The following is a 24,418-nucleotide window of genomic DNA, read 5'->3' on the forward strand; positions in this document are numbered from 1 at the left end:
TAGACCACCTGGACGAGCGACCTTGCCGGTGGCACTAACCTCGCTGCGGTGAGCGAATCATTTGTCGGCGACCGCGAGGACGCACCGCTGCCCCCGCTCGGTCACGAGCAATTGCCATCGACCGGAGACGAGCAACTGCCCCTCACGGGCGAGCGGACCGTGCCCGGGATCCCCGAGGAGAACTACTGGTTCCGGCGTCACGAGGTGGTTTACCGCGACCTCCTCCCCCGCTGCGCGGGACGCCGGGTTCTCGAGGCCGGATCCGGGGAAGGCTACGGCGCCAACATGATTGCCGATGTGGCACGGACCGTCACCGGACTCGACTACGACATCTCCGCGGTCGAGCACGTGCGTGCGCGGTACCCCCGCGTCGAGATGCTGCACGGCAACCTCGCGGAACTTCCCCTCGACGGTGAATCCGTCGACACCGTCGTCAATTTCCAGGTGATCGAACACCTCTGGGACCAGGCCCAATTCCTCCGCGAGTGCTTCCGGGTGCTGACGCCCGGCGGAGAACTGCTCGTCAGCACCCCCAACCGCATCACCTTCTCGCCGGGCCGCGACACACCCCTCAATCCGTTCCACACCCGCGAACTCGACGCGGCCGAGCTGACCGAGCTCCTGGAAGAGGCCGGCTTCAGGGTCGCCCTCATGACCGGCGTCCGTCACGGCGACCGGCTGAAATCCCTCGACGCGAAGCACGGCGGCTCGTTCATCGGCGCTCAGATCGACCGCGCACTGGCCGGTGAACCCTGGCCCGACGAACTGACCCGCGACGTCGAGGGCATCACCGTCGACGATTTCGCCCTGCACGAGGGCGACATCGACGACAGCCTCGACCTGGTGGCCGTCGCGGTGAAGGATCCTGTTCGGTGACCGAATCCGACAACCGCACCGGAGCGGGCGACGCGACGGAACCGGGCATGTTCTGCCTGGTCCTGCACTCCCACCTGCCCTGGCTCGCCAACCACGGCCGGTGGCCTGTGGGCGAGGAGTGGCTGTACCAGTCGTGGGCGGCGTCGTACCTCCCCCTCACCGCGATGTTGCGGCGGCTGTCCGACGAGGGTCGCTCGCATCTGCTGACCCTCGGCATCACCCCCGTTCTCGCAGCTCAGCTCGATGATCCGCACTGCCTGGCGGGAATGCACCACTGGCTGGGGAACTGGCAGATCCGTGCCCACGAGGCGGCAGGCATGCCCGACGACGCGCACCGCGATCTCGGTGCCCGCGAGCACCGCGCGTCCGCCGCCGCACTCGCCGACTTCGAGCTGCGCTGGCGGCACGGCGGCTCACCGGTACTGCGCGACCTTCTCGACCGCGAGGCGTTCGAACTGCTCGGCGGGCCGCTGGCCCACCCGTTCCAGCCGCTGCTCGACCCGCGGTTGCGCGCCTTCTCCCTCCACGAGGGGCTCGCCGACGCCGCCGCACGGTGGAACTGCACACCGACAGGTATCTGGGGACCCGAATGCGGGTACACCCCCGGCATGGAGACCGGATACGCCGGGGCGGGCGTCACACATTTCATGGTCGACGGCCCCGCCCTGCGCGGCGACACGTCGCTCGGCCGGCCGGTCCGTGAGTCCGACGTGGTCGCGTTCGGACGCGACCTGCAGGTGAGTTACCGGGTGTGGTCGCCGAAGTCGGGCTATCCCGGGCACGGCGCCTACCGCGATTTCCACACGTACGACCACGCCACGGGTCTCAAACCGGCCCGGGTCACCGGACGCACCGTCGACTCGGCCGACAAGGCGCCGTACGACCCGGCTCTCGCGACGGCCGCGGTCGATCGGCACGTGGCCGACTTCGTTGCCACCGTGCGCAAGCGACTGCGCGACGAATCCCAGCGCAACGGACGGCCCGCGCTCGTCGTCGCCGCGTTCGACACGGAACTGTTCGGGCACTGGTGGCACGAGGGCCCCGAATGGCTCGAGAAGGTGCTGCGAGCGCTGCCCGAGGCCGGAATTCGGGTCGGCACCCTCGACGACGCCCGCAGGCAGGGTTACGTCGGCGAACCCGTCCAACTCGAGAACTCGTCGTGGGGATCCGGCAAGGATTGGCGGGTGTGGGCCGGCGATCAGGTCTCGGACCTGGTGCAACTCAACGCCGAGGTGGTCGCGACCGCCCTCGACACCGTCGACAAGACCCACGACGCCGACACCGCCCCCGGACGCCCCGCGCTCCGGAACCGCGTGAACGACCAGATCCTGCGGGAGGCACTCATGACGGTGTCGAGCGACTGGGCGTTCATGGTCAGCAAGGATTCGGCCGCCGGATATGCCCGCGACCGGGCGCACAAGCACGCGCACGCCACCCGCGAGATCGCCGCCGCGGTCTCGGCGGGCAAGGACGCGACCGCGAACCGGCTCGCAGAGGGATGGAACCGCGCCGACGGCCTGTTCCCCGGACTCGACGCGCGGCGTCTGCCCGGCAGGGACCATCGGCTGACGGGCACCGAGGGAGGGGCGTCGTGAAGATCCTGATCGTGTCGTGGGAATACCCACCCGTCGTGGTCGGAGGTCTCGGCCGACACGTCCACCACCTGGCCACCGAACTCGCGGCAGCCGGACACGAAGTGGTGGTGCTGTCGCGGCGGCCGTCGGGCACCGACGCCTCCACCCATCCCACCGTCACCCACATCGAGGACGGCGTCCTGGTGGTCGCCGTCGCCGAGGACCCCGCGCACTTCGTCTTCGGCGAGGACATGCTGGCGTGGACACTCGCGATGGGGCACGCGATGGTGCGCGCCGGCGTGGCCCTGCACAAGCCGGGTGTCGGGGAGGGCTGGCAGCCGGACGTGGTGCACGCACACGACTGGCTGGTGGCGCATCCCGCCATCGCGCTGGCCGAATTCTACGACGTCCCTTTGGTTTCCACGCTCCACGCCACCGAGGCCGGGCGGCACAGCGGCTGGGTGTCCGGCCGGATCAACCGGCAGGTGCATTCGGTGGAATGGTGGCTGGCCAACGAATCCGATGCGCTCATCACCTGTTCCGCGTCGATGCAGAACGAAGTGACCACCCTCTACGGTCCGCAGCTTCCGCCGATCACGGTGATCCGCAACGGAATCGACCTCACCACCTGGAGCTTCCGCGAGCGCGCGCCGCGGTCCGGACCGCCGAAACTCCTGTTCGTCGGCCGCCTCGAATACGAGAAGGGTGTGCAGGACGCCATCGCCGCGCTCCCCCGCATCCGCCGCAGCCACCCCGGGACCACGCTGTCGATCGCCGGGGAGGGCACCCAGTTCACCTGGCTCTACCAGCAGGCCCGCACCCATCGCGTCGCCCGTGCCGTGAACTTCCTCGGCAACCTCGACCACCTCGAACTGCTCGGGTGGCTGCACGGCGCCGACGCCATCGTCCTGCCCAGCCGCTACGAGCCGTTCGGGATCATCGCACTCGAGGCCGCGGCCTCCGGCACCCCGCTCGTGGCGTCCACCGCCGGCGGCCTCGGTGAAGCGGTCGTCGACGGGGAGACCGGCATGTCGTTCCAGCCGGGCGACGTCACCGGGCTCACGTCCGCGGTCCGGGAGGTCCTCGACGACCCGGCCGGGGCCCAGCAGCGCGCGGTGGCCGCCCGTGACCGTCTCACCGCGGATTTCGACTGGCACAAGGTGGCCGAGGACACCGTCCACGTCTACGCGGGCGCCAAGCGTCGCGTGCGGCACCCGTTGGCGAGGCCGGAGATTCCCGAGCGTCCGCTGCCCGGTCGCTGACGTGGCCCTCAGTCCGTGCGGGTCCGCCGGATCCGGATCGGCCCCCGTGCCGATCGCGGATCCACCACGGCACCTTTCTGGGTGACCTCGACCTCCCCGGCATCGGCCAGGCGCCCGGCGGCCTCCCGCACCGGTTCCATCAGGGGCCGCCAGTCGTCCGGGGCGACGGCGCGCGCGACGTCCGACGGGCAGATGCTCGCGCTGTCGGCCCGGGCATCGAGGAGCGCCCGGATGCACTCCTCGAGTTCCCTGTCCGACACGGTCATGACGCCGACTATGCCACCGCGGCGGTCAGTTCTCCTGCGCCGCCTTCTTCCGGGCGATGTCCTCGAGGGCGGCGATGTACTTCGCGCGTTCGGACGCGCCCGCCTCCCACTCGGCCTTGCGGTTCTTCACGGCCTTGGCCGGCGAACCGACGGCGATGCTGAAGTCCGGGATGTCACCCTTCACGACGGCATGCGCGCCGAGGACACAGCCTCGCCCCACCCGTGTATTGCGCAGGACCGTGACCTTGGCCGCCACCCACGTGTCGGGTCCGATGCGGACCGGGCCCTTCACGATGCCCTGATCCTTGATCGGGACGTTCACGTCGTCCATGCGGTGATCGAAGTCGGTGATGTAACACCAGTCCGCCACGAGCGTCGACGCGCCGATCTCGATGTCGAGGTACGTGTTGACGACGTTGTCCTTGCCGAAGACCACCTTGTCGCCGATGCGCAGCGAACCCTCGTGGCAGCGGATCGCATTGCCGTCGCCGATGTGTACCCAGCGGCCGATCTCGAGCCGCGACAGGTCCGGGGTCGAATGGATCTCCACCCGCTTGCCGAGGAACACCATGCCGCGCAGGATCACGTGCGGGTTGGCCAGCTTGAACTTCGCGAGCCGGTAGTACCGCACCAGGTACCACGGCGTGTACGCCTTGTTCGCCAGCACCCAGCGCAGCGAGTCGCGTGTCAGGAAGCGGGCCTGCTCGCTGTCGCTCCGCCGGGATCCTCGCCACCTCGTACGCAACGGTGCGCCCCACATGCTCGTCATAGCCTGTCAGCCTACGTTCACGGCTCGCGCCCTCGTGCGGGTGTGTCCGGACTCCGACACCCGCATCGGGGTGTGCCGATCGGCGCAGCCTCGGCGGGATAGTCTCTGGGCCGAGCGTTATCGAAGACGAGGAGAAGTAATGCGGCGGGTCCTACGTTCGTCAGTACTGGCGCTGGCGACGATCTCGGCTGTCGTCCTCAGCGGCTGCAGCAGCGGAACGCAGGTCGACGACATCTTCTCCGCAGGCGGGTGGCCCGGCATGCACGCCGACGCCCGCAACAGCGACACCAGCCCCGTCACCGGTTCCCGCGACCTCTCCTTCGCCTGGTCGCGCCCGCTGGGCGGTCCGGTGGCGAATTACGCATCCGTGGCCGCCAGCGGCCAGATCTTCATCACGGCCCGCACCGAGAAGGGCTGCAACCTCTTCTCCTACCAGATGGACAGCGGCCGCAAACGCTGGTGCCGCCAGCTCGCGCCGGGTGTCGTGGCGTCCACGCCGATCGTCGACGGCGCCGCCAACGTGTACGTGGGCGAGAACGGCGCCATCAACTCGTTCAACGAGTACGGCCAGCTGCGTTGGCGCACACCGGTGGTCGGGACGCCGCTGTCGGCACAGTTCACCGGCGACGGCAATCTCCTCTTCATCACCCAGCTCGGCCAGATCAACGTCGTGGACACGCAGACCGGCCAGAAAGTCGTGGCACCGTACGATCTCGTCCCACCGCCGTCCGTCGCCGAGGGCGCGAACGTCGACATCCTGCCCGACGACAAGGGCCTCAGCGGCTGCTTCTTCGGCGCACCCGACTGCCCGGTGGCCAACATGCCGGCCATCGACCTCGAGTCGGGCAAGTTCTACTTCACGTTCTTCGCGCCCGGCGCTCCCGCGGCGGAACTCGTCTCGATGAAGTACTCCGGCGGCGACAACCCCGCCATCACCCAGGAGTGGTCCAGCGATGCGCTGCCGGGCGGTAGCGCGTCCAGCCCCGACCTGTCGGCCGACGGCTCCGTCGTCTACACCAACGACAACTGGGGCACGTTGTGGGCGATCGATTCCGCGACGGGTGATCCGAAGTGGAGCTACGACATCGGGTACGCCGCCGCCGGCAGCCCGTCGACGTCCGCGGACGGCCTGATCATCCCCGCGGGCGGACTCGACGGCCACCTCCTGGCGTTGCAGGACAAGGGCGATCACGCCGAACTGGTCTGGGAGCGGAAGGATCTGCTGCAGCTGGGCGTCCCGGCGCAGACAGCCGGGTCGACCGGTTACGCGGTGGTCCGCGAGGGTACGGACGGGCTGGCGATGCTCACGTTCGACACCGGGACCGGCGAAACTCTCGACCAGGAGACCCTGCCCGGCGCGAAAGGCTTCACGGTCGGCACGTCCGTCGGGCCGAAGGGTGAAGTCCTGACGCCGACACTGCTCGGGGAGCTGTTCGTCCTCCGCTGACCCGTGAGTACTTGTCAACGTCCGGCGGTTAACAAGTACTCACGGGCGCGAAGCGCAGATGAACGCGACGCCTGCACGGCCGATCCGTGTGATCACCACACTGAGCGAACGACTTCCGCGCAGCTTCAGCTTCGGACGCAGGACCGCGGGATCGACGTCGACGCCCCGCACGAGGATTTCCGCCACACCGCAGTCGTGACGCGCCAGCTCCTGCCGCAGCGACTTCTCCGAATACTTCACCTGCTCGAGAATGCGGAAGCCCCGCACACCGTCCGGAACCGAATCGCCGGTGAGATAGGCGATCCGGGGATCCAGCTGCCACAGTCCGTGCCGGGCCGCGTAGTGCCGCACCAGGCCCGCACGCACGACAGCCCCGTCCGGGTCGACGATCCATTCCCCCGGTGCGCGTTCGGGGATGTCGTCGTCCTCGGCGTCCGTCACCGTCCACGCGGTGCCGTCGGAGCCGAGGACGCTCGCCCGCCGGGTGACACCGGCTCCGGACAGTCCCGGCGACCACAGGCACGCCTCCCGCACGCCGCCGTCGAGCGACACCACCTCCACCTCGCCGTCCCAGCCGACTCGGTCGAAATCGAGTCCGGGAGCGCACTTCACCGCGAGATCCCGTCCGCGGTACGCGTCGATCAGATCCGGCAGCGGCGGTTCCAGCGCGGCCGGGTCGTGTGTTCGCCTGCCGCCGGACCGTCGCGCCGGGTCCGCGAGCACGACGGTGCCGCGGGTGCACGGGACGAGCGCGTCCGCGCGGACAACGGCCGCTCCGGGCACGTTGTGCTGCGCCATCAGGAGCCGGACCGGGTCGAGGTCGCTTCCGATCACCGTCGCGGCCGTCCCGACCACCGCGTCCAGTTCGGCACCGATGGAGCACGTGACGTCGTGGACGTCCCGGTCCCTCAACCGGATCGCACGATGCGCGGCGACCGCACGCGGTGTCGCCTGTTGCAGGGCGTCGTCGGTGAATAACCAGTTTTCGGTGCCGGGAAGTTTGGCGACCGCCTTCCGCCGCAACAGCACGGTCTCCACCAGCAACGCCACGTGTAAGCCGAAACGCGCACGCGCCCGGCCGATGTCGGCCAGGCGCGTAGACGTGGTCAGTGCGAAGCGGTCCACTTCCGCGAGAGCGGCTGCCCCGTCCGGGCTCTGCAGGAACTCGACGTCCCCGGCAGTGAACGCATAACCCAATTCAGTTGCCGGGCTTCACGCCGGTGATCATGACGTTGTAGAAGAATCCCCGCGGCACCACGTGCCGGAGCACCTTCTCGTCGACCCAGCTGAGGGTCTTCCATCCGGTGAACGCGAAACGCCCCCAGCCCCAGCCCAGCTTCTCCGGGGGGACAGCAGCCTCGAACGTACGGACGGGCCACCCGAGCAAGGCGGCGGCGAATTCCTCGGTGGCCGCGTGAACCTGCTCGGCGCCTGCCGACTTCGCGATCTTCTCGAGGTCGCTCGGATCGAACGTGTGGAGGTCGACGACGGCCTCGAGCGCGGCCGCGCGGGAGGACTCGTCCAGTTCCGCCTGCGGGCGACGCCAGTCGGCGAGGAACGGCAACTTGGTGACCCGGGTGGTGACCTCCCACGTCGCGCGACCCAGCCAGCGGGCGTAGAAGTTGCCGATCGTGGTCGGCTCACCGGCGAAGACGAAACGCCCACCCGGCTTCAGGACGCGCAGGACCTCGCGCAGCGACTGCTCCACGTCCGGGATGTGATGAAGGACAGCGTGTCCCACGACGAGGTCGAACGTGTCGTCCTCGTACGGGATGGTTTCGGCGTCGGCGACGCGGCCGTCGACGGACAATCCCAGGCCCTCGGCGTTGCGGAGGGCGACCTTCACCATGCCGGGCGACAGATCGGTGACCGAACCGGTCTTCGCGACTCCACCCTGCATGAGATTGAGGAGGAAGAATCCGGTGCCGCAGCCCAGTTCGAGCGCCCGCTCGTAGGGCAGCGGCTGATCGCCCGCGACGGCGTCGAAACGTCCGCGCGCGTAGTCGATGCACCGTTCGTCGTACGAGATCGACCACTTCTCGTCGTACGTCTCGGCTTCCCAGTCGTGGTAGAGCACCTGGGCGAGTTTGGTGTCCTTCAGCGCGGCCTCTACCTCTTCGGCGGTGGCGTGCGGATGAGGAGCTGGGTCGTCATGGGCGCTTGCAGTCATGCGGCAAATCCTACTCGCTGGTAAGAGTGAACAGGTTCTAGTTTCGGGCTCCAGACTACTCGCCCGTGAACTGAGCCTTACCTGGGCCGTTCTCGATGAACGATTCCATCCCGATCTTGCGGTCCAGGGTGGCGAACAGTGAGGTGAACAGCTGACGCTCCACCGCGAGCCCTGTCGTGAGGTCGACGTCCAGCCCACGGTCGACGGCGGCCTTCGCCGCGGCCAGGGCACGGCCCGCACCCTTCGTGAACTGCGACGCCCACCGACGGGCAGCCTCGTACACGTCGTCCGGCGCCACGACCTCGTCGACCAGCCCGATCGCGAGGGCCTCCTCGGCGTCGACGAACCGGCCCGTGAACAGCAGATCCTTGGCCTTGGACGGTCCGATCAGCCGGGCCAGACGCTGGGTGCCGCCACCGCCGGGAATGACGCCGAGCAGGATCTCCGGCACACCGAGCTTGGCGTTGTCGCCCGCGATACGTCGGTCCGCCGACAGCGCGACCTCCAGGCCGCCGCCGAGCGCGTACCCCGCGATGGCGGCGACGGTGGGCTTCGGGATCTCGGAGACCGCCGCGAGATCCGACTGCAGGTCGCCGATCACGTCGGACATCTGCCCGAAGGTCATCTCGGACATTTCCTTCACGTCCGCGCCCGCAGCGAAGACCTTCTCGCCGCCGTAGACGATGACGGCCTTCACGTCGGCGTCGACGGTCGCCGCCCGCGCCGCTGCCCGCAACTCCTGCTGAACCTGACGGTTCAGGGCGTTCATCGGGGGGCGCGCGAGCCGGATCGTGCCGATGCCTTCGGATACCTCGAGAGTGACAAACTCAGCCATGAGGCAAAAGGCTACTTGTCTGCCTCCGACCCGGTTTCGCGGCCCGCCGCATCCCGATCAGTCGCGGGACGCCCACGGGTGCGGACCGGCTTCGTAGTAGCCGTCCTGCCCCGGGAACTCCACGCGGAGTTGCTCCTCGTCCGTGATCAGGGTCGGCAGGATCACCGGGATCTCCGGCTCCGCGGCCAGCACCTCCGCGACCGAGCCGAACGCGCTGAGCGCCGTGAGCTGACTCCACGTCGGCGGCAGCAGGATGCTTCCGCCGCCCTGCCAGTGCGCGAGCGCCGCAGCCGGACTCTGCCACCGCACCTCCTCGGCCTCGGACGTCGCACCGTCCGCGATCTGGCCGTGCGGTGCGGCGGCCACGAAGAACCGCGTGTCGTAGCGGCGGCCCTCGCCGACCGGGGTGATCCAGTTGGCCCAGGGGCGCAGCAGGTCGGCGCGCAGGACGAGGTTCTCGCGCTTCAGGAAGTCGCTGAACGACAGTTCGCGCTTCTCGAGTTGTGTGCGGGACTGCGCGTAACGGGACGTGTCCGCCACGACCGTGTCCGCGCTCGGTCCCGCGAGGAGCACGCCGCATTCCTCGAACGTCTCGCGCACCGCCGCACACACGAGTGCCTTCGCGCGCGCAGCGTCGGTGGAGAACCGCGCGGCCCACCAGTCGACGGACGGTCCCGCCCAGTCGACCTCGGCGTCGGCGTCCGACGGGTCGACGCCGCCACCGGGGAACACGGTCATGCCGCCGGCGAACGCCATCCCCTTCACCCGGCGGAGGAGGAACACCTCGATGCCGGGCGCCGCGGCGTCTGCCGCGGCGTCACGGATGAGGATGACCGTGGACGCGTCCTTGGGTGCCACGTCGGTACTGTCGCGGGGCGCCTGCTCTTGCTTCGAGACCATGTCTCGGAACCTACGCCGCCGGGTGACGCGGGTCGCAGTCGGTCCCCCGGAGTGACCGCCGGTCCTCAGCCCCGCCGGTGCGCGCCGGGGACGCGGGTCCGCCGCGCGAAGAAGCGGCCGTCGACCTTGTCGAGGCTGATGGACTGGCTGAACGCCTCGCTGAGGTTCTCGGCCGTGATGACCTGATCCAGGAGCCCCTGCGAGACCACCTCCCCCTCCTTGAGGAGCAGTGCATGAGTAAATCCCGGCGGGATCTCCTCGACGTGGTGGGTGATGAGGACCGTCGCGGGGGCGTCGGGGTCGGCGGCGAGGTCGGTGAGGCGCGCGACGAGTTCCTCGCGCCCGCCGAGATCGAGACCGGCGGCGGGCTCGTCGAGCAGCAGCAGTTCCGGGTCGGTCATCAGCGCACGGGCGATGAGGACGCGTTTGCGCTCCCCCTCGGACAGGGTGCCGTACGTGCGCTTCGCGAGGTGCTCGGCGCCGAGGCTCTCGAGCATCTCGACGGCACGGTCGGTGTCCATGTCGTCGTAGCGCTCACGCCAGCGCCCGAGCACCGCGTAGCCGGCGGAGACGACGAGATCGGTCACGATCTCCTCGGACGGCACCCGGTTGGCGAGCGCCGAGGAGGACAGTCCGATCCGCGGTCGCAGTTCGTTGATGTCGACGCGGCCGAGCCGTTCGCCGAGAAGGTAGGCGCTTCCGCTCGTGGGATGCAGTTCGGCGGCCGCGATCCGGAGCAACGACGTCTTTCCTGCCCCATTCGGTCCGAGGACGACCCATCGTTCGTCGAGTTCCACCTTCCAGGTGACCGGGCCCACCAGAGTGTTGCCCCCGCGGCGGAGGAGAACGTCGTCGAATTCGATGAGGAGATCAGGATCAGGTTCATGCACGCACCCATCTTCCCGCACATCTTCCGAGCATTCACGGCAGGATCAGTTGCGTGTCGCCTCACATCGATTCGCACCCCGGCGAGATGTCGTCGCTCCCGCCGAGTCTGCGGCTGCCCGGATCACCGTTTCCCCTGGGAGCGAAAGTGCGTGGCACCGGAACGCAGTTCGCTGTTCACGCTCCCGACGCCGAACTGGTACAGGTGTGCCTGATTTCCGGGGACGGCGACGAGATGCGGATCGATCTGGTCCAGCGGACGTACGGCATCTGGCACGGCATCGTCGAGGGCGTCGGCGCGGGACAGCGCTACGGCTACCGCACGCACGGACGCTGGGACCCCGCACGCGGCGTGCGCCTCAACCCCGCCAAGCTGCTTCTGGATCCGTGGGCGACCCGCATCACGGGAAAACTCGGCGACCACGACGCACTCGTCTCCCACGACGGCGACCCGTTCGGCGGCCCGTCACGCGTCGACAGCCTGGGCCACACACCGCTGTCGGTGGTCACGGCCGACCACGCCCGCACGAGCGGACCGCGGATCGAAAGGCCGTGGGAGGAAACCGTTGTCTACGAACTTCACGTGGGATCGTTCACCGCGCGGCACCCCGACGTGCCTCCGCAGTACCGCGGAACGTATCTGGGTCTCGCCGAACCCGCCGTCGTCGGCCATCTCGTCCGCCTCGGCGTAACCGCGGTCGAACTGCTTCCCGTCCAGGCGTACGTCTCCGAGGCCACCGTCCGCTCGCGGGGCATGCGCAACCACTGGGGGTACTCCACCGCGGCGTTCTTCGCCCCCCACCCGGGCTATGCGGTGGTGCCCGGTGAGGAGATCACCGAATTCCACACGATGGTCGACGCTCTGCACGCCGCGGGGATCGAGGTCATCCTCGACGTGGTGTACAACCACACTTGCGAACAGGGTGTCGACGGCATCAGCCTCAGCTGGCGCGGCCTCGACGCCCCCGGCTACTACCTACTCGACTCCGACGGTCGCGACATCGATATCACCGGTTGCGGGAACACCGTCGACGCACAGTCGCCCGTCGTCGTCCGGATGATCGGCGACAGCCTGCGCTACTGGGCGCACGAGATGGGGGTCGACGGCTTCCGGTTCGACCTCGCGTCCGCTCTCGGCCGGCCCGGTGGCGGCCGATTCGATTCCCGCGCTTCGATCTTCTCCGCGATCACGGCGGATCCCGTTCTCTCCCGGTGCAAACTGATCGCCGAACCGTGGGATGCCACGTCGGACGGATACCGGGTCGGGCACTTCGGCGTCCAGTGGTCGGAATGGAACGACAAGTACCGCAATACCGTTCGACGTTTCTGGAACGGCGGCACCGGGGTGCGCGATCTCGCCTCCCGGGTGGCGGGTTCCGAGGATCTGTTCGGAAACCGGCGGCCGTGGGCGTCCGTCAATTTCGTGACTGCGCATGACGGGTTCACCGCCGCGGACCTCGTGTCGTATGTCCGTAAACACAACGAGGCCAACGGCGAGGACAACCGGGACGGCGCCGATCACAACGACTCCGTCGACCACGGCGTCGAAGGCCCCACCGACGATCCGTCGATCATCGAGACGCGGTCCCGGCACGTCCGCGCGCTCCTGGCCACGCTCGCGCTGTCGACCGGCACGCCGATGTTCACCGCCGGCGACGAATTCGGTCACACCCTCGGCGGCAACAACAACGCGTACTGCGTCCCCGAGGACACCCCGCGTGAAGACTCCTGGCCGCTCGACTGGAGCACCGGGGACACGACTCTCACCGCGTTCGTCACCCGCGCCCTCGACCTCCGTCGCGCCTCCCCTGCCCTGCGCCAGCCGGAATTCTTCGAGGGCAGGCGCACACCCACCGGCCATCCCGACCTCGTGTGGTTCGGCGCCGACGGCGCCGAGATGGACGACCCCGCGTGGTACGACGACTCCAGGCGCACCCTCCAGGCGTGGATCGACGGATCCGACATCCGCTCCCACACCGAGGACGGGCGCCAGCTCACCGACGACAGTTGGCTTCTCGTCTTCCACTCGGGCGGACCCGCCGTGATCACTTTGGGCTGCCCCGAATGGTTCTACGGGACAGTGCTCGCCGAATTCGACTCGACATCGCCCGACGGCGCACCCGCGCCGGGCGGCCCGATCTCGGGAGACTCCACGATCGCACTGTCCGGTCCGACGCTGCTCGTCTTCCGTGCGGTCGGGTAGATGCCGCCGAAGCGCATCATCAGCTGGATGAGCGGGCCGATGCCCAGCGCGTAGACGACGGTGCCCACCCCGACGGTGCCGCCGAGCAACCAGCCGGTGGCCAGCACGGTCACCTCGATCGACGTGCGGATCACACGCACCGACAGCCCGGTCCGCGCGACCAGACCGGTCATGAGACCGTCCCTCGGTCCGGGGCCCATCCCCGCACCGATGTACAGCACGGTGGCGAGCGCGTTGAGGACCACGCCACCGAGCATCACCACGATCCGCACGAAAAGGGAGTCGGCGGGTTCGAGGAACGCGAGCGACGTGTCCACCGAGACGGCGATGACCACGACATTGGCGATCGTGCCGAATCCCGGTTTCTGACGGATCGGGATCCAGAGTGCGAGTACCACGACACCGGTCAGCGCGGTCACCACACCGAAACTGAGTGGCGTGCGATCCGCGACCCCCTGATGGAACACATCCCAGGGGTCGAGGCCGAGACCGGCGGTGATCATCATGGCCATCGAGAAGCCGTACAGCCACAGTCCGGCGAACAGTGCGATCAGGCGTCGAGCGAGCATGACCGTCAGTGTTCCGGGAAAACCTGCCGCATCCCATAGCCACCACGCAGGCACTGGACCGACGAGGCGTCGACGCTCAGGGGCAGGCGATCACGGTCATCGATCCGGGAGCCACCTCGGTGAAACCGGCGTCGCGCACCGCGACCGCCCTGCCCCGCACCACCTCGATGGTCAGCTCTTCCCACAGTCCGACGTCGGCATCCCGCACGGCGCAGCGGTAGCCGGTGGCCGCCCACGCGCGTGCCTGCTCCGTGGTCATCGCACCGGCGAGCAGCATCGACGCGTGACCGACCTGCGCCGCGGCCTTCCCCACCGTCATGTCCAGGGCGGAGTTGATCCACAGCACCGGAATCCCGTCCGGGATCTCCCCGGGGTCGTCGTGATCGAGATCGGTGCCGCCGATCTGCAACTTCCGGATGCGGGGGTCGAGTGCGCCGACGGCGACGGGCACGAGTGCGCGGGCCTGCGCACCTTCGACGTCGACGGTGATCCCGTCGACCTCCTGCGCCGCACGCCACCCCGCTCCCCGCGCACGCCGCGACACCTTGCGGATCCGGGACCCGATCCAGGCGCGGTAATCCTCCTGCCACGGTCCGGGCGCGCCCGTCTCGTCGGGGCCGACGCGAGAGTCGAGGCACAACGCCACCGCCGCGGTCGCCGCAGCCTCGAGCAGAGCACTACGCGGCGGGGGGTCGGCCTTCGGAATGTGCAGCACGATCGGCATGGCGAGAACCTGCGCCGGGTCGTCCGGATCCGGCCGGCCGCCGTATCCGGCCGCGAGGACGGCGTGACGCGCCGCCCACAGGGCGTCGTCACCGGTCTCCCCGGCGGCCGCGTCGCGGCGCGATTCCGTCACGACAGCGGGACGCGCCGCACCACGCCGTCCACCGCGTCGGCGGCCTCGATCTCGTCTCGGGTGACCCCCAGGATGAACAGCACCGCGTCGAGGAAGGGGTGCGACAGAGCGGTGTCCGCGACCTCCCGCAGAGCGGGCTTGGCGTTGAACGCGATTCCCAGTCCGGCCGCGTTGAGCATGTCGATGTCGTTGGCGCCGTCGCCGACCGCCACCGTCTGCTCCATCGGGACCCCGACCTGAGCGGCGAACTTGCGCAGTGCGGTCGCCTTCGCGGCCCGGTCCACGATGTCGCCGATCACCCGGCCGGTGAGCTTGCCGTCCACGATCTCCAGCGTGTTGGCCTGCACGAAGTCCAATTCCAGTTCGTGGGCCAGGCCCTCGATGACCTGCCGGAAACCGCCGGACACCACGCCGCAGTGGAAGCCGAGCCTGCGCAGCGTCCGGATGGTGGTGCGGGCACCCGGTGTCAGTTCCAGGTTTTCCGCGACGTCGTCGATCACGGAGGCGTCGAGGCCGGCGAGCGTTGCGACCCGCTGATGCAGGGATTCGGTGAAGTCGATTTCGCCGCGCATCGCCGCTTCGGTGACGGCGCGGACCTCGTCCTCGACGCCCGCCCGGGCGGCGAGCATCTCGATGACCTCGCCCTGGACGAGGGTCGAGTCGACGTCGAACACGATGAGCCGTTTGGCGCGCCGGGCCAGTCCCCCGCGCTCGACGGCGATGTCGACGTTCTCGCGCACGGCCACTTCTGCCAGTACGGTGCGCAGACTCTTGTCCGCCTCCGCCGAGCCGGGAGCGCTCACGAGAAGTTCGAGGCCCGTCACCGGGTAGTCGGCGACACCGCGAATCGAGTCGATGTTGACCCCGAGGGTCGCCATCTCCCGCGCCACCGAACGCAGTGCGCGAGCCGACACCGGACTACCGAGCACGACCACGGCGTGGGTGGACAGCGACTGCCTGCCGGGATCGGCACCGATCTCGACGTCCACCGACATCCCGACGGTGGCCATCGCCTCTTCGAGTTCCTCCTGCAGCGCTTCCCCGTTCTCGGGGCAGGCCACCAGGACACCGAGGGTCAGACGCCCACGAATCACCACCTGCTCCACGTCGAGAAGGCTCACGTCGTGGCGGGAGAGCGACCCGAAGAGCACCGAGGTGACGCCGGGTCGGTCGGGGCCCGTCACGGTCACCAGAACAGTGGTGTCAGCTGCACCCACCGATGTACTCCGATCATGTTGCTCGCGCGGCTTGTCCGGCACCCATTGTGCCAACCGAAAGGCCCCGCCCGGTGTGGGGGCGGGGCCTTTCCGAAACTGATGTGTCAGCGGCCGGTGTCGGTTCCGGGGTCGCCTTCGTCGCCGACGGTCAGCGGCTCGTGGCGTTCCTTCTCGAGCACAGTGCTGGCCTGCTTGCCACCGTGGCCCGGTCCGACGTGCGCCTCGGCCTTCATCCGCTCGACCATGTGCGGGTAGTGCAGCTCGAACGCGGGACGCTCGGAGCGGATGCGCGGCAGTTCGGTGAAGTTGTGCCGCGGCGGCGGGCAGCTGGTGGCCCACTCGAGGGAGTTGCCGTAACCCCACGGGTCGTCGACGGTCACGACTTCGCCGTACCGGTAGCTCTTGAAGACGTTCCAGATGAACGGCAGCGTCGAGGCACCGAGGACGAACGCGAAGATCGTCGAGAAGGTGTTCAGGAATGTGAAGCCGTCCGAGGGCAGGTAGTCGGCGTAACGACGCGGCATACCTTCGTTACCCAGCCAGTGCTGGACGAGGAACGTGCCGTGGAAGCCGATGAACGTGGTCCAGAAGTGCCACTTGCCGAGACGCTCGTCCATCATGCGTCCGGTCATCTTCGGGAACCAGAAGTAGATGCCCGCGTACGTGGCGAACACGACGGTGCCGAAGACCACGTAGTGGAAGTGGGCGACCACGAAGTAGGTGTCCGTGACGTGGAAGTCCAGCGGCGGGCTCGCGAGGATGACGCCGGACAGACCACCGAAGAGGAACGTGATCAGGAAGCCGATGGAGAACAGCATCGGCGATTCGAACGTCAACTGCCCCTTCCACATGGTTCCGATCCAGTTGAAGATCTTCACACCCGTAGGAACGGCGATCAGGAACGTCATGAACGAGAAGTACGGGAGCAGCACGGCGCCGGTGGCGTACATGTGGTGCGCCCACACCGCGATGGAGAGCGCGGCGATCGCCAGGGTCGCGTAGACCAGGCCGCTGTATCCGAACACGGGCTTACGGCTGAAGACCGGGAAGATCTCCGAGACGATGCCGAAGAACGGCAGCGCGATGATGTACACCTCGGGGTGGCCGAAGAACCAGAACAAGTGCTGCCACAGCAGCACACCGCCGGTGGCCGGGTCGAAGATGTGGCCACCGAGGTGACGGTCCACGAACAGGCCCATGAATGCAGCGGTCAGCAGAGGGAACGCCAGCAGAATCAGGATGCTGGTGATGAAGATGTTCCACGTGAAGATCGGCATGCGGAACATGGTCATGCCGGGGGCACGCAGGCAGATGACGGTGGTGATCATGTTGACACCACCGAGGATGGTGCCGAGGCCGGCGACCGCGAGGCCCATGACCCAGAGGTCGGCGCCGACGCCCGGGGAGTGCAGTGCACTCGTCAGGGGCGTGTAGGCGGTCCAGCCGAAGTCCGCGGCACCGCCGGGGGTGATGAAGCCTGCGGTGGTGATGATCGCGCCGAACACGTACAGCCAGTAGCTGAACGCGTTGAGTCGCGGGAACGCCACGTCGGGGGCGCCGATCTGCAGCGGCAGGATGTAGTTGGCGAACCCGAACACGATCGGCGTCGCGTACAGCAGCAGCATGATCGTGCCGTGCATCGTGAACAGCTGGTTGAACTGCTCGTTCGACAAGAACTGCATACCGGGCACAGCGAGCTCGGCGCGCATCATCAGGGCCATGAGACCACCGATGAGGAAGAACGCGATCGAGGTCGTCAAGTACATGATTCCGAGCACCTTGGGGTCGGTGGTCGTAATCATTTTGAAGATGAACGAGCCCTTGGGTCCCTGCCGCGGCGGGTAAGGCCTGGCTGCAGCTATCGCGGGGACTGGCTGGGGCGCTACGGCAGTCACTGATCCTCCTGAATGCGCGTCCGTCCCCGGGCTGCGAGGCGAACGGTCTCTGGCTTGCGCTCATCGAATCGTAGACCGTGCCCTGAGCGGCCTCCGACTGGGTCCTACCCACTGTCGTACTTACCCGGACTCAGAGCAAATTGTGGCGGATGCGACCTGCGGTTTGTCGCGCCGGGGAGTGCTCACTGTCACGCGGTCCGGCGTGTCGCACGTGACCGGTCGATGCGGATCCACGGAGGCTCCGACACGCCGCAACCGCGGTGCTAAGGTTTCGCTCACCTAACTTTCGATCAGGAGCTCCATGTGAACGTTCTCTCCCGACGCCGGGTAGTCGCCGGCGCGGTCGCACTCGCCGCTGCAGCCACTTTCTCGATCACGTCCTGCTCCAGCGGCGACGACTCCCCCGCCGCGTCCGGCACCACGTCGTCGACCGGGCAGTTCCCCCGCACCGTCGACCACTTTCGCGGCAGCACCGAGATCCCGGCCGCACCGCAGCGCATCGTGGCACTCGACAACAGTTTCACCGACGCCGTCCTCCTCCTCGAAGCGCCACTCGTCGGATACGTCGACTACCGCGAACCCGGCCTCCCCGACTACCTCGGCTCCTCGCGGAACGAGTTCGCGGCGGAAGCCGAGTCGGTGGGCAAGGTCAGCACCGCGAGCCTCGAGCAGATCGCCGCGCTGCAACCCGACCTGATCATCTCCGCCGAGGTGCGCGACGGAAAGAACTACGAGCAACTGTCCGCGATCGCGCCGACCATCTTCACCGAGACGACCGGGCCCACGTGGAAGGACAACATCCGTCTCGTCGGCAAGGCACTGGGCAAGGAAGAACTCGCGGAGCAGAAGATCGGCACCTACGAGGAGCGGGCCGCGGCCGTCGGCGCGGAGATCAACGACACGGCGTCGAATCCGGTGATCTCGGTCGTGCGGTTCGCGGGCGAGCCGACGGCACGCCTCTACCGCACGACCTCGTTCAGCGGGATCGTGCTCTCGGACGCCGGGCTCGCTCGTCCGCAGAGCCAGGGCCCCGATCCGGCCGACCCCGACAACATCATGCAAGCCATCAGCCCCGAGCTGATCAGCGAGGCGGAGGGCGACGCCATCTTCGTCAGCACCTGGCAGGACCCGGCCGGCAAGAGCGCCGAAGCGGCGAAGCCGTTCCTGGAGAGCCCGCTGTGGCAGACGCTGAAGGGACGCAAGATCGACGTCGACGACGCCCGCTGGATGTCGCCGGTCAGCATCCAGGGTGCGCACCTCATCCTCGACGACCTGTCGGACACGTTCGGGGTGGACAAGCACAGCGGCTAACCTGAACGCGCCCGCACACACAGGAAGTCGCCGAATTGTCCCCTCGTAGGTTTTCCGCCCGCCGCGCGTCCACCGGTCTCGTCGCCGTCGCTGTGCTCGCAGTCGCCGGCTGCTCTCAACCGTCCGACGACGATCCCGCAGCGTCCATCGTCCGGACCACCACGCAGATCGCCGGAGCCGGTGTGGTCGGCATCGAGCGGGACACCACGACCGCCTGCGCCGAGCCGGCCCCGGTCGACGCCGCACTCGCGGCCGGCTCGACGCACCGGGTGGTCCACACGAAGGGCGAGAGCGACGTTCCGTCCGATCCGCAGCGGATCGTGGTACTCGACAGCGCCGCACTGGACGCGGTGTGCGCACTCGGTCTGTGGAAAAACGTGGTCGGCGCGGCGACCGTCGACGGGGACTCGCCTCAGCCCGGCTACCTCGGCACGGGCATCTCCGAGATCCCGAGCGTCGGATCCGTCGACGCCCCGGATGTGAACAAGATCGCGCAGGCGGACCCGGACCTGATCCTCGGATCGAGTCCGGCGTCCGACCAGCTGTACGGCGCGCTCTCCCCCATCGCGCCCACCGTGTTCGTCGGCTCCGACCCCGTGTACTGGAAGGCCCAGTTCCTTCTCGCCGGCAACGCCCTGGGCCGGGCCGACGCGGCGACGGCCGCGCTCGAGCAGTACCAGCAGGACGCCAAGCAGCTCGGCGTCGACATCGATGCCGCGCAGACACAGGCGTCCGTCGTCCGATTCGACGCCGACAGCATGGAGGTCGAGGGTCCGGCCACGTTCGCCGGCCAGGTGCTCACCGACGCCGGAGTGCGGCGGCCCGCCTATCAGAACCTCGACGGCGCAGTCACCGAACCGATCACCGAATCCGACATCGACCAGGCCGAGGGCGACCTCATCTACGCCGTCCTGCACGGCGAGGAGGGCACCGCGCACGCGGAGGACGTCATGTCCGGTGAGGCATGGGAAGACCTCGAGGCGGCCTCCGACAAGCGGGTCTTCGCTGTGGAGGGTGACGTGTGGGGCGGAAACGGTGTCGTCGCCGCGCGCGCGATGCTCACCGACCTGCGGAACACGCTGAACGGCTACGTCGGCTAGGAGGCCCGGTGCCTGTCCCCGAGTTCGTCACCGCCCTGCGCGGCCACGTCGGCACTGCGCCGCTGTGGCTGTCCGGGGTCAGTGTCGTGGTGCGCGACGCCGACGGCCGGGTGCTGCTGACCCGGCGCGTCGACAACGGCAAATGGGCCGTCGTGTCCGGCATCCTCGAACCCGGGGAGGAGCCCGGACCCGCGGCGCTGCGTGAGGTACGCGAAGAAACCGGCGTGCTCGCTGAACTGGTCCGGATCACGAGCGTCGACGTCACCGACCCGATCACCTACCCCAACGGCGACGTCGCGCAGTATCTGGACGTGTGCTTCCTCGCGCGGTACATCGGCGGGCAGGCAACGGTGTCGGACGACGAAAACCACGACGTCGCCTGGTTCTCCCCCGACGAACTGCCGCCGGATCTCACCCTGTCGTCGCGACTGCGGCTCGACAAGGCCCTGCAGGACGAGCCCGAGGCGTGGTTCCGCCGCTGAACGCAGTTCGCCCGATGTCACACCGGTGCAGTCGAACTGAACAGGTTTGACATCGGGCGACGCGACAGGCTGGGTTGCTCTAGAAGTCCCAGTCCTCGTCTTCGGTGTTGACGGCCTTGCCGATGACGTAGGAGCTGCCCGAGCCGGAGAAGAAGTCGTGATTCTCGTCCGCGTTGGGTGAGAGCGCCGACAGGATCGCCGGGTTGACGTCCGTCTCGTCCTTCGGGAACAGACCCTCGTAGCCGAGGTTCATCAGCGCCTTGTTCGCGTTGTACCGCAGGAACTTCTTGACGTCCTCGGTGAGGCCCACCTCGTCGTAGAGGTCCTGGGTGTAGTCGACCTCGTTGTCGTAGAGCTCGAAGAGCAACTCGAACGTGTAGTTCTTGAGGTCGTCGCGCTCGGCCTCGGTGAGCTGCTCGAGGCCCTTCTGGTACTTGTAGCCGATGTAGTACCCGTGCACGGCCTCGTCACGGATGATGAGGCGGATGAGGTCGGCGGTGTTGGTGAGCTTCGCCCGCGACGACCAGTACATCGGCAGGTAGAAGCCGGAGTAGAACAGGAAGCTCTCGAGCAGGGTGGAGGCCACCTTGCGCTTGAGCGGCTCGTCGCCCTGGTAGTAGTCCATGACGATCTCGGCCTTGCGCTGCAGGTTCGGGTTCTCCTCGGACCAGCGGAAGGCGTCGTCGATGTCGCGGGTGGAGCACAGCGTCGAGAAGATCGAGCTGTAGCTCTTGGCGTGCACCGACTCCATGAACGCGATGTTGGTGTACACCGCTTCTTCGTGCGGGGTGATGGCGTCGGGGATGAGGCTGACGGCGCCCACGGTGCCCTGAATGGTGTCGAGGAGCGTCAGCCCCGTGAACACCCGCATCGTGAGCTGCTTCTCCTGCGGCGTGAGCGTCCCCCACGACGGGATGTCGTTGGACACCGGCACCTTTTCGGGCAGCCAGAAGTTGCCGACGAGACGGTCCCACACCTCGGCGTCCTTCTCGTCCTGGACGCGGTTCCAGTTGATCGCGGATACGCGACTCACCAGCTTGACCATTGATTCCTCACTTCGTTCGGCTGTGAGTACTTATTAACCGCCGGCGGTTAATAAGTACTCACGGGCGGCGGAGCCGCCTACAGCATGCAGGAAACGCAACCTTCGACCTCGGTACCCTCCAGAGCCATCTGACGCAGCCGGATGTAGTACAGCGTCTTGATGCCCTTGCGCCACGCGTAGATCTGCGCCTTGTTGATGTCGCGGGTGGTGGCGGTGTCCTTGAAGAACAGCGTCAGCGACAGCCCCTGGTCGACGTGCTGCGTCGCCGCGGCATAGGTGTCGACGATCTTCTCGTACCCGATCTCGTAGGCATCCTGGTAGTACTCCAGGTTGTCGTTGGTCAGGTAGGGCGCCGGGTAGTAGACGCGGCCGATCTTGCCTTCCTTGCGGATCTCGATCTTCGACGCCACCGGGTGGATGGAGCTGGTGGAGTAGTTGATGTACGAGATCGAGCCCGTCGGCGGGACGGCCTGCAGGTTCTGGTTGTAGATGCCGTACTTCTGCACGGACGCCTTCAGCTCGCGCCAGTCGTCCTGCGTCGGGATGTGCACACCGGACTCGGCGAACAGCTGACGCACCCGCTCCGTCTTCGGTTCCCACACCTGATCGGTGTACTTGTCGAAGTACTCGCCGGACGCGTACTTGGACTGCGGGAAGCCCTTGAAGTGGGTGCCCCGCTCGATGGCGATCCGGTTGGACGCCCGCACCGCGTGGAACACGACGGTGTAGAAGTAGATGTTCGTGAAGTCGATGCCTTCGTCGGAGCCGTAGTAGATCCGCTCACGGGCCAGGTACCCGTGCAGGTTCATCTGCCCGAGGCCGATGGCGTGAGAGTCGTTGTTGCCCTGCTCGATCGACGGAACCGAGTAGATGTGCGTCTGATCGGACACCGCGGTGAGGGCGCGAATCGACACCTCGATGGTGCGCGCGAAGTCGGGCGAGTCCATGGTCTTCGCGATGTTCAGCGAACCGAGGTTGCAGGAGATGTCCTTGCCGACCTCGCTGTAGGAGAGGTCGTCGTTGAACAGCGACGGCGTCGAGACCTGCAGGATCTCCGAGCACAGGTTGGAGTGGGTGATCTTGCCCTCGATGGGGTTGGCCCGGTTCACCGTGTCCTCGAACATGATGTACGGGTAGCCCGACTCGAACTGCAGCTCGGCGATGGTCTGGAAGAATTCGCGCGCCTTGATCTTCGACTTGCGGATCCGCTTGTCGTCGACCATCTCGTAGTACTTCTCGGTGACGTTGACGTCCGCGAACGGGACACCGTAGATGCGCTCGACGTCGTACGGCGAGAACAGGTACATGTCCTCGTTCTTCTTCGCCAGCTCGAACGTGATGTCCGGGATGACCACACCCAGCGACAGCGTCTTGATGCGGATCTTCTCGTCGGCGTTCTCCCGCTTGGTGTCGAGGAAGCGGTAGATGTCCGGGTGGTGCGCGTGCAGGTACACCGCGCCCGCGCCCTGACGCGCGCCGAGCTGGTTGGCGTACGAGAAGGAATCCTCGAGCAGCTTCATGATCGGGATGACACCGGAGCTCTGGTTCTCGATCTTCTTGATCGGGGCACCGTGCTCGCGAACGTTGCTGAGCAGCAACGCAACTCCGCCGCCGCGCTTGGACAGCTGCAGGGCGGAGTTGATGGAGCGGCCGATCGACTCCATGTTGTCCTCGATACGCAGCAGGAAGCAGGACACGGGCTCGCCGCGCTGCTTCTTGCCGGAGTTGAGGAACGTGGGGGTGGCGGGCTGAAACCGGCCGGCAATGATCTCGTCGACGAGCTTGGTCGCCAGCTCTTCGTCGCCGGCGGCGAGCGTGAGCGCGACCATGCAGACACGGTCCTCGAACCGCTCCAGGTAGCGCTTGCCGTCGAACGTCTTCAGCGTGTACGAGGTGTAGTACTTGAACGCGCCCAGGAACGTCGGGAAGCGGAACTTCTTGGCGTAGGCGTGATCGATCAGCGACTTCACGAACGCGCGCGAGTACTGGTCGAGGACCTCGGGCTCGTAGTAGTTCTCCTCCACGAGGTAGTCGAGCTTCTCGTCCAGGTTGTGGAAGAAGACGGTGTTCTGGTTGACGTGCTGCAGGAAGTACTGGCGGGCGGCGGCGACGTCCTTGTCGAACTGGATCTCACCGTTGGGGCCGTACAGGTTGAGCATGGCGTTGAGTGCGTGGTAATCGAGACCGTTCGTCGAGTCTCCACCGCGCGCGTCGCGCTCTACGCTCCCCGCGTCGATGGTGTCTGTGATGGTCGGCGCCACTTCTCGTGCTCCTCGTCGTCTAAGTGATCCCAGAATTCACCCAGACCGGCCCTGACCCGCTCGACGTCCTCGGCTGTGCCCATGAGTTCGAAGCGGTAGAGGTAGGGAACGTGGCATTTCTGAGAAATGATGTTTCCTGCAAAGCAATAGGATTCACCGAAATTGGTGTTTCCTGCCGCGATCACTGCTCGGATCAGCGACCTGTTGTGCGTGTTGTTGAGAAATCGGATGACCGGCTTCGGGACGTAACTGGTGTCGCGGCCCATGGCCGTCGTTCCCCCGCCATAGGTGGGGACGATCAGCACGTAGGGTTCGCGAACCTCGAAGGTCCCCTCGCGGTCATGAATGGGTATGCGCGTCGCAGGCAGCCCGAGCCGCTGGACGAATCGGTGCGTGTTCTCCGAGGCGCTGGAGAAGTACACCAGCGATGTCATCGGTTTCCACCATCTGGACTAGTACTACCGTTTACTGCCGCCCGGGAATCGGTTCGATCTC

General features: G+C 67.4%; 21 protein-coding genes. 8 read left to right on the forward strand and 13 right to left on the reverse strand.

Features of this window, described 5'->3' with window-relative positions; genetic code table 11:
* The first annotated feature begins 48 nt into the window (after positions 1-48).
* The 3 genes from JVH1_RS03985 to JVH1_RS03995 are packed head-to-tail and all read left to right on the forward strand — an operon-like array spanning position 49 to position 3,712.
* A complete protein-coding gene (locus JVH1_RS03985; RefSeq protein WP_009479654.1) occupies positions 49-876 on the forward strand; it encodes a bifunctional 2-polyprenyl-6-hydroxyphenol methylase/3-demethylubiquinol 3-O-methyltransferase UbiG in 828 nt (275 codons plus the stop codon).
* Entirely contained in the window at positions 873-2,471 is a 1,599-nt protein-coding gene (locus JVH1_RS03990; protein ID WP_009479653.1) for a glycoside hydrolase family 57 protein, read from the forward strand. The genes JVH1_RS03985 and JVH1_RS03990 overlap by 4 nt, the downstream gene beginning before the upstream one ends.
* Positions 2,468-3,712, forward strand: a complete 1,245-nt coding sequence (locus tag JVH1_RS03995) for a glycosyltransferase family 4 protein (protein ID WP_009479652.1) — start codon at positions 2,468-2,470, stop codon at positions 3,710-3,712. Before JVH1_RS03990 ends, JVH1_RS03995 begins: the two co-directional genes overlap by 4 nt.
* An 8-nt stretch (positions 3,713-3,720) precedes the next feature.
* Here JVH1_RS03995 and JVH1_RS04000 read toward each other — a convergent pair whose 3' ends face one another.
* Positions 3,721-3,978 carry a DUF3253 domain-containing protein gene (locus JVH1_RS04000; RefSeq protein ID WP_009479651.1) on the reverse strand — a complete coding sequence of 86 codons (258 nt, stop codon included), beginning with the start codon at positions 3,976-3,978 and terminating at the stop codon, positions 3,721-3,723.
* 25 nt (positions 3,979-4,003) lie between these two features.
* The gene (locus tag JVH1_RS04005; protein ID WP_009479650.1) at positions 4,004-4,747 is read right to left on the reverse strand and encodes an acyltransferase; all 744 of its coding nucleotides are present in this window, start codon (positions 4,745-4,747) and stop codon (positions 4,004-4,006) included.
* 139 nt (positions 4,748-4,886) lie between these two features.
* Between JVH1_RS04005 and JVH1_RS04010 the strand changes: the two genes are divergently transcribed.
* Positions 4,887-6,194 (forward strand): PQQ-binding-like beta-propeller repeat protein, encoded by a 1,308-nt coding sequence (locus JVH1_RS04010; protein ID WP_009479649.1) that lies wholly within the window; start codon positions 4,887-4,889, stop codon positions 6,192-6,194.
* 39 nt (positions 6,195-6,233) lie between these two features.
* Here the strand turns inward: JVH1_RS04010 and JVH1_RS04015 are convergent, their stop codons facing one another.
* The 5 genes from JVH1_RS04015 to JVH1_RS04035 form a co-directional block, all read right to left on the reverse strand.
* A complete protein-coding gene (locus JVH1_RS04015) occupies positions 6,234-7,391 on the reverse strand; it encodes a hypothetical protein (protein ID WP_009479648.1) in 1,158 nt (385 codons plus the stop codon).
* Between the two features lies 1 nt (position 7,392).
* Positions 7,393-8,364 carry a class I SAM-dependent methyltransferase gene (locus JVH1_RS04020; protein ID WP_007296833.1) on the reverse strand — a complete coding sequence of 324 codons (972 nt, stop codon included), beginning with the start codon at positions 8,362-8,364 and terminating at the stop codon, positions 7,393-7,395.
* 55 nt (positions 8,365-8,419) lie between these two features.
* Positions 8,420-9,199: an enoyl-CoA hydratase/isomerase family protein gene (locus tag JVH1_RS04025; protein ID WP_009479647.1), complete on the reverse strand. Its 780-nt coding sequence runs from the start codon at positions 9,197-9,199 to the stop codon at positions 8,420-8,422.
* Positions 9,200-9,256: 57 nt separating this feature from the next.
* Positions 9,257-10,099 carry an NUDIX domain-containing protein gene (locus tag JVH1_RS04030; RefSeq protein WP_009479646.1) on the reverse strand — a complete coding sequence of 281 codons (843 nt, stop codon included), beginning with the start codon at positions 10,097-10,099 and terminating at the stop codon, positions 9,257-9,259.
* Positions 10,100-10,164: 65 nt separating this feature from the next.
* Entirely contained in the window at positions 10,165-10,989 is an 825-nt protein-coding gene (locus JVH1_RS04035; protein WP_009479645.1) for an ABC transporter ATP-binding protein, read from the reverse strand.
* Between the two features lie 50 nt (positions 10,990-11,039).
* Between JVH1_RS04035 and glgX the strand changes: the two genes are divergently transcribed.
* Entirely contained in the window at positions 11,040-13,187 is a 2,148-nt protein-coding gene (gene glgX / locus JVH1_RS04040; RefSeq protein ID WP_009479644.1) for a glycogen debranching protein GlgX, read from the forward strand.
* Between the two features lie 645 nt (positions 13,188-13,832).
* Here glgX and JVH1_RS04045 read toward each other — a convergent pair.
* From JVH1_RS04045 to ctaD, 3 genes are all read right to left on the reverse strand, one after another.
* Positions 13,833-14,612, reverse strand: a complete 780-nt coding sequence (locus JVH1_RS04045; protein WP_009479642.1) for an aminoacyl-tRNA hydrolase — start codon at positions 14,610-14,612, stop codon at positions 13,833-13,835.
* Complete coding sequence (gene serB / locus JVH1_RS04050) at positions 14,609-15,829, reverse strand: phosphoserine phosphatase SerB (RefSeq protein WP_009479641.1); 1,221 nt, start codon at positions 15,827-15,829, stop codon at positions 14,609-14,611. Before serB ends, JVH1_RS04045 begins: the two co-directional genes overlap by 4 nt.
* Positions 15,830-15,933: 104 nt before the next feature.
* On the reverse strand, positions 15,934-17,724 hold the full coding sequence (gene ctaD, locus JVH1_RS04055) for a cytochrome c oxidase subunit I (protein ID WP_083849889.1): 1,791 nt from the start codon (positions 17,722-17,724) through the stop codon (positions 15,934-15,936).
* A gap of 303 nt (positions 17,725-18,027) precedes the next feature.
* On the opposite strand from ctaD, the gene JVH1_RS04060 reads away from it, so the two are divergent.
* From JVH1_RS04060 to JVH1_RS04070, 3 genes are read left to right on the forward strand one after another with little or no spacing between them, the layout of a single operon-like run.
* Entirely contained in the window at positions 18,028-19,035 is a 1,008-nt protein-coding gene (locus JVH1_RS04060; protein ID WP_009479639.1) for an ABC transporter substrate-binding protein, read from the forward strand.
* A gap of 35 nt (positions 19,036-19,070) precedes the next feature.
* Positions 19,071-20,135 carry an iron-siderophore ABC transporter substrate-binding protein gene (locus JVH1_RS04065; protein ID WP_009479638.1) on the forward strand — a complete coding sequence of 355 codons (1,065 nt, stop codon included), beginning with the start codon at positions 19,071-19,073 and terminating at the stop codon, positions 20,133-20,135.
* 8 nt (positions 20,136-20,143) lie between these two features.
* Positions 20,144-20,617 (forward strand): NUDIX domain-containing protein, encoded by a 474-nt coding sequence (locus JVH1_RS04070; protein ID WP_009479637.1) that lies wholly within the window; start codon positions 20,144-20,146, stop codon positions 20,615-20,617.
* A 79-nt stretch (positions 20,618-20,696) separates the two neighbouring features.
* Here JVH1_RS04070 and nrdF read toward each other — a convergent pair whose 3' ends face one another.
* The 3 genes from nrdF to nrdI all read right to left on the reverse strand — a co-directional run bounded on the left by nrdF (position 20,697) and on the right by nrdI (position 24,357).
* The gene (nrdF, locus tag JVH1_RS04075) at positions 20,697-21,662 is read right to left on the reverse strand and encodes a class 1b ribonucleoside-diphosphate reductase subunit beta (RefSeq protein WP_005240291.1); all 966 of its coding nucleotides are present in this window, start codon (positions 21,660-21,662) and stop codon (positions 20,697-20,699) included.
* Positions 21,663-21,739: 77 nt separating this feature from the next.
* Positions 21,740-23,923 (reverse strand): class 1b ribonucleoside-diphosphate reductase subunit alpha, encoded by a 2,184-nt coding sequence (nrdE, locus tag JVH1_RS04080; protein WP_009479636.1) that lies wholly within the window; start codon positions 23,921-23,923, stop codon positions 21,740-21,742.
* Positions 23,881-24,357, reverse strand: coding sequence for a class Ib ribonucleoside-diphosphate reductase assembly flavoprotein NrdI (gene nrdI / locus JVH1_RS04085; RefSeq protein ID WP_005259574.1), 477 nt, complete (start codon positions 24,355-24,357; stop codon positions 23,881-23,883). The genes nrdE and nrdI overlap by 43 nt, the downstream gene beginning before the upstream one ends.
* Between the last annotated feature and the right edge of the window lie 61 nt (positions 24,358-24,418).

It is taken from the genome of Rhodococcus sp. JVH1 (assembly GCF_000280725.2).
GTDB classification, from domain to species: domain Bacteria; phylum Actinomycetota; class Actinomycetes; order Mycobacteriales; family Mycobacteriaceae; genus Rhodococcus_F; species Rhodococcus_F jostii_A.

Bases quoted from the DNA above. Each gene is read 5' to 3' on its own strand.
- nrdI (WP_005259574.1), bottom strand. From the start codon at position 24,357: ATGACATCGCTGGTGTACTTCTCCAGCGCCTCGGAGAACACGCACCGA.
- JVH1_RS04020 (WP_007296833.1), bottom strand. From the start codon at position 8,364: ATGACTGCAAGCGCCCATGACGACCCAGCTCCTCATCCGCACGCCACC.
- JVH1_RS04030 (WP_009479646.1), bottom strand. From the start codon at position 10,099: ATGGTCTCGAAGCAAGAGCAGGCGCCCCGCGACAGTACCGACGTGGCA.
- JVH1_RS04000 (WP_009479651.1), bottom strand. From the start codon at position 3,978: ATGACCGTGTCGGACAGGGAACTCGAGGAGTGCATCCGGGCGCTCCTC.
- JVH1_RS04025 (WP_009479647.1), bottom strand. From the start codon at position 9,199: ATGGCTGAGTTTGTCACTCTCGAGGTATCCGAAGGCATCGGCACGATC.
- JVH1_RS04010 (WP_009479649.1), top strand. From the start codon at position 4,887: ATGCGGCGGGTCCTACGTTCGTCAGTACTGGCGCTGGCGACGATCTCG.
- JVH1_RS04005 (WP_009479650.1), bottom strand. From the start codon at position 4,747: ATGACGAGCATGTGGGGCGCACCGTTGCGTACGAGGTGGCGAGGATCC.
- nrdF (WP_005240291.1), bottom strand. From the start codon at position 21,662: ATGGTCAAGCTGGTGAGTCGCGTATCCGCGATCAACTGGAACCGCGTC.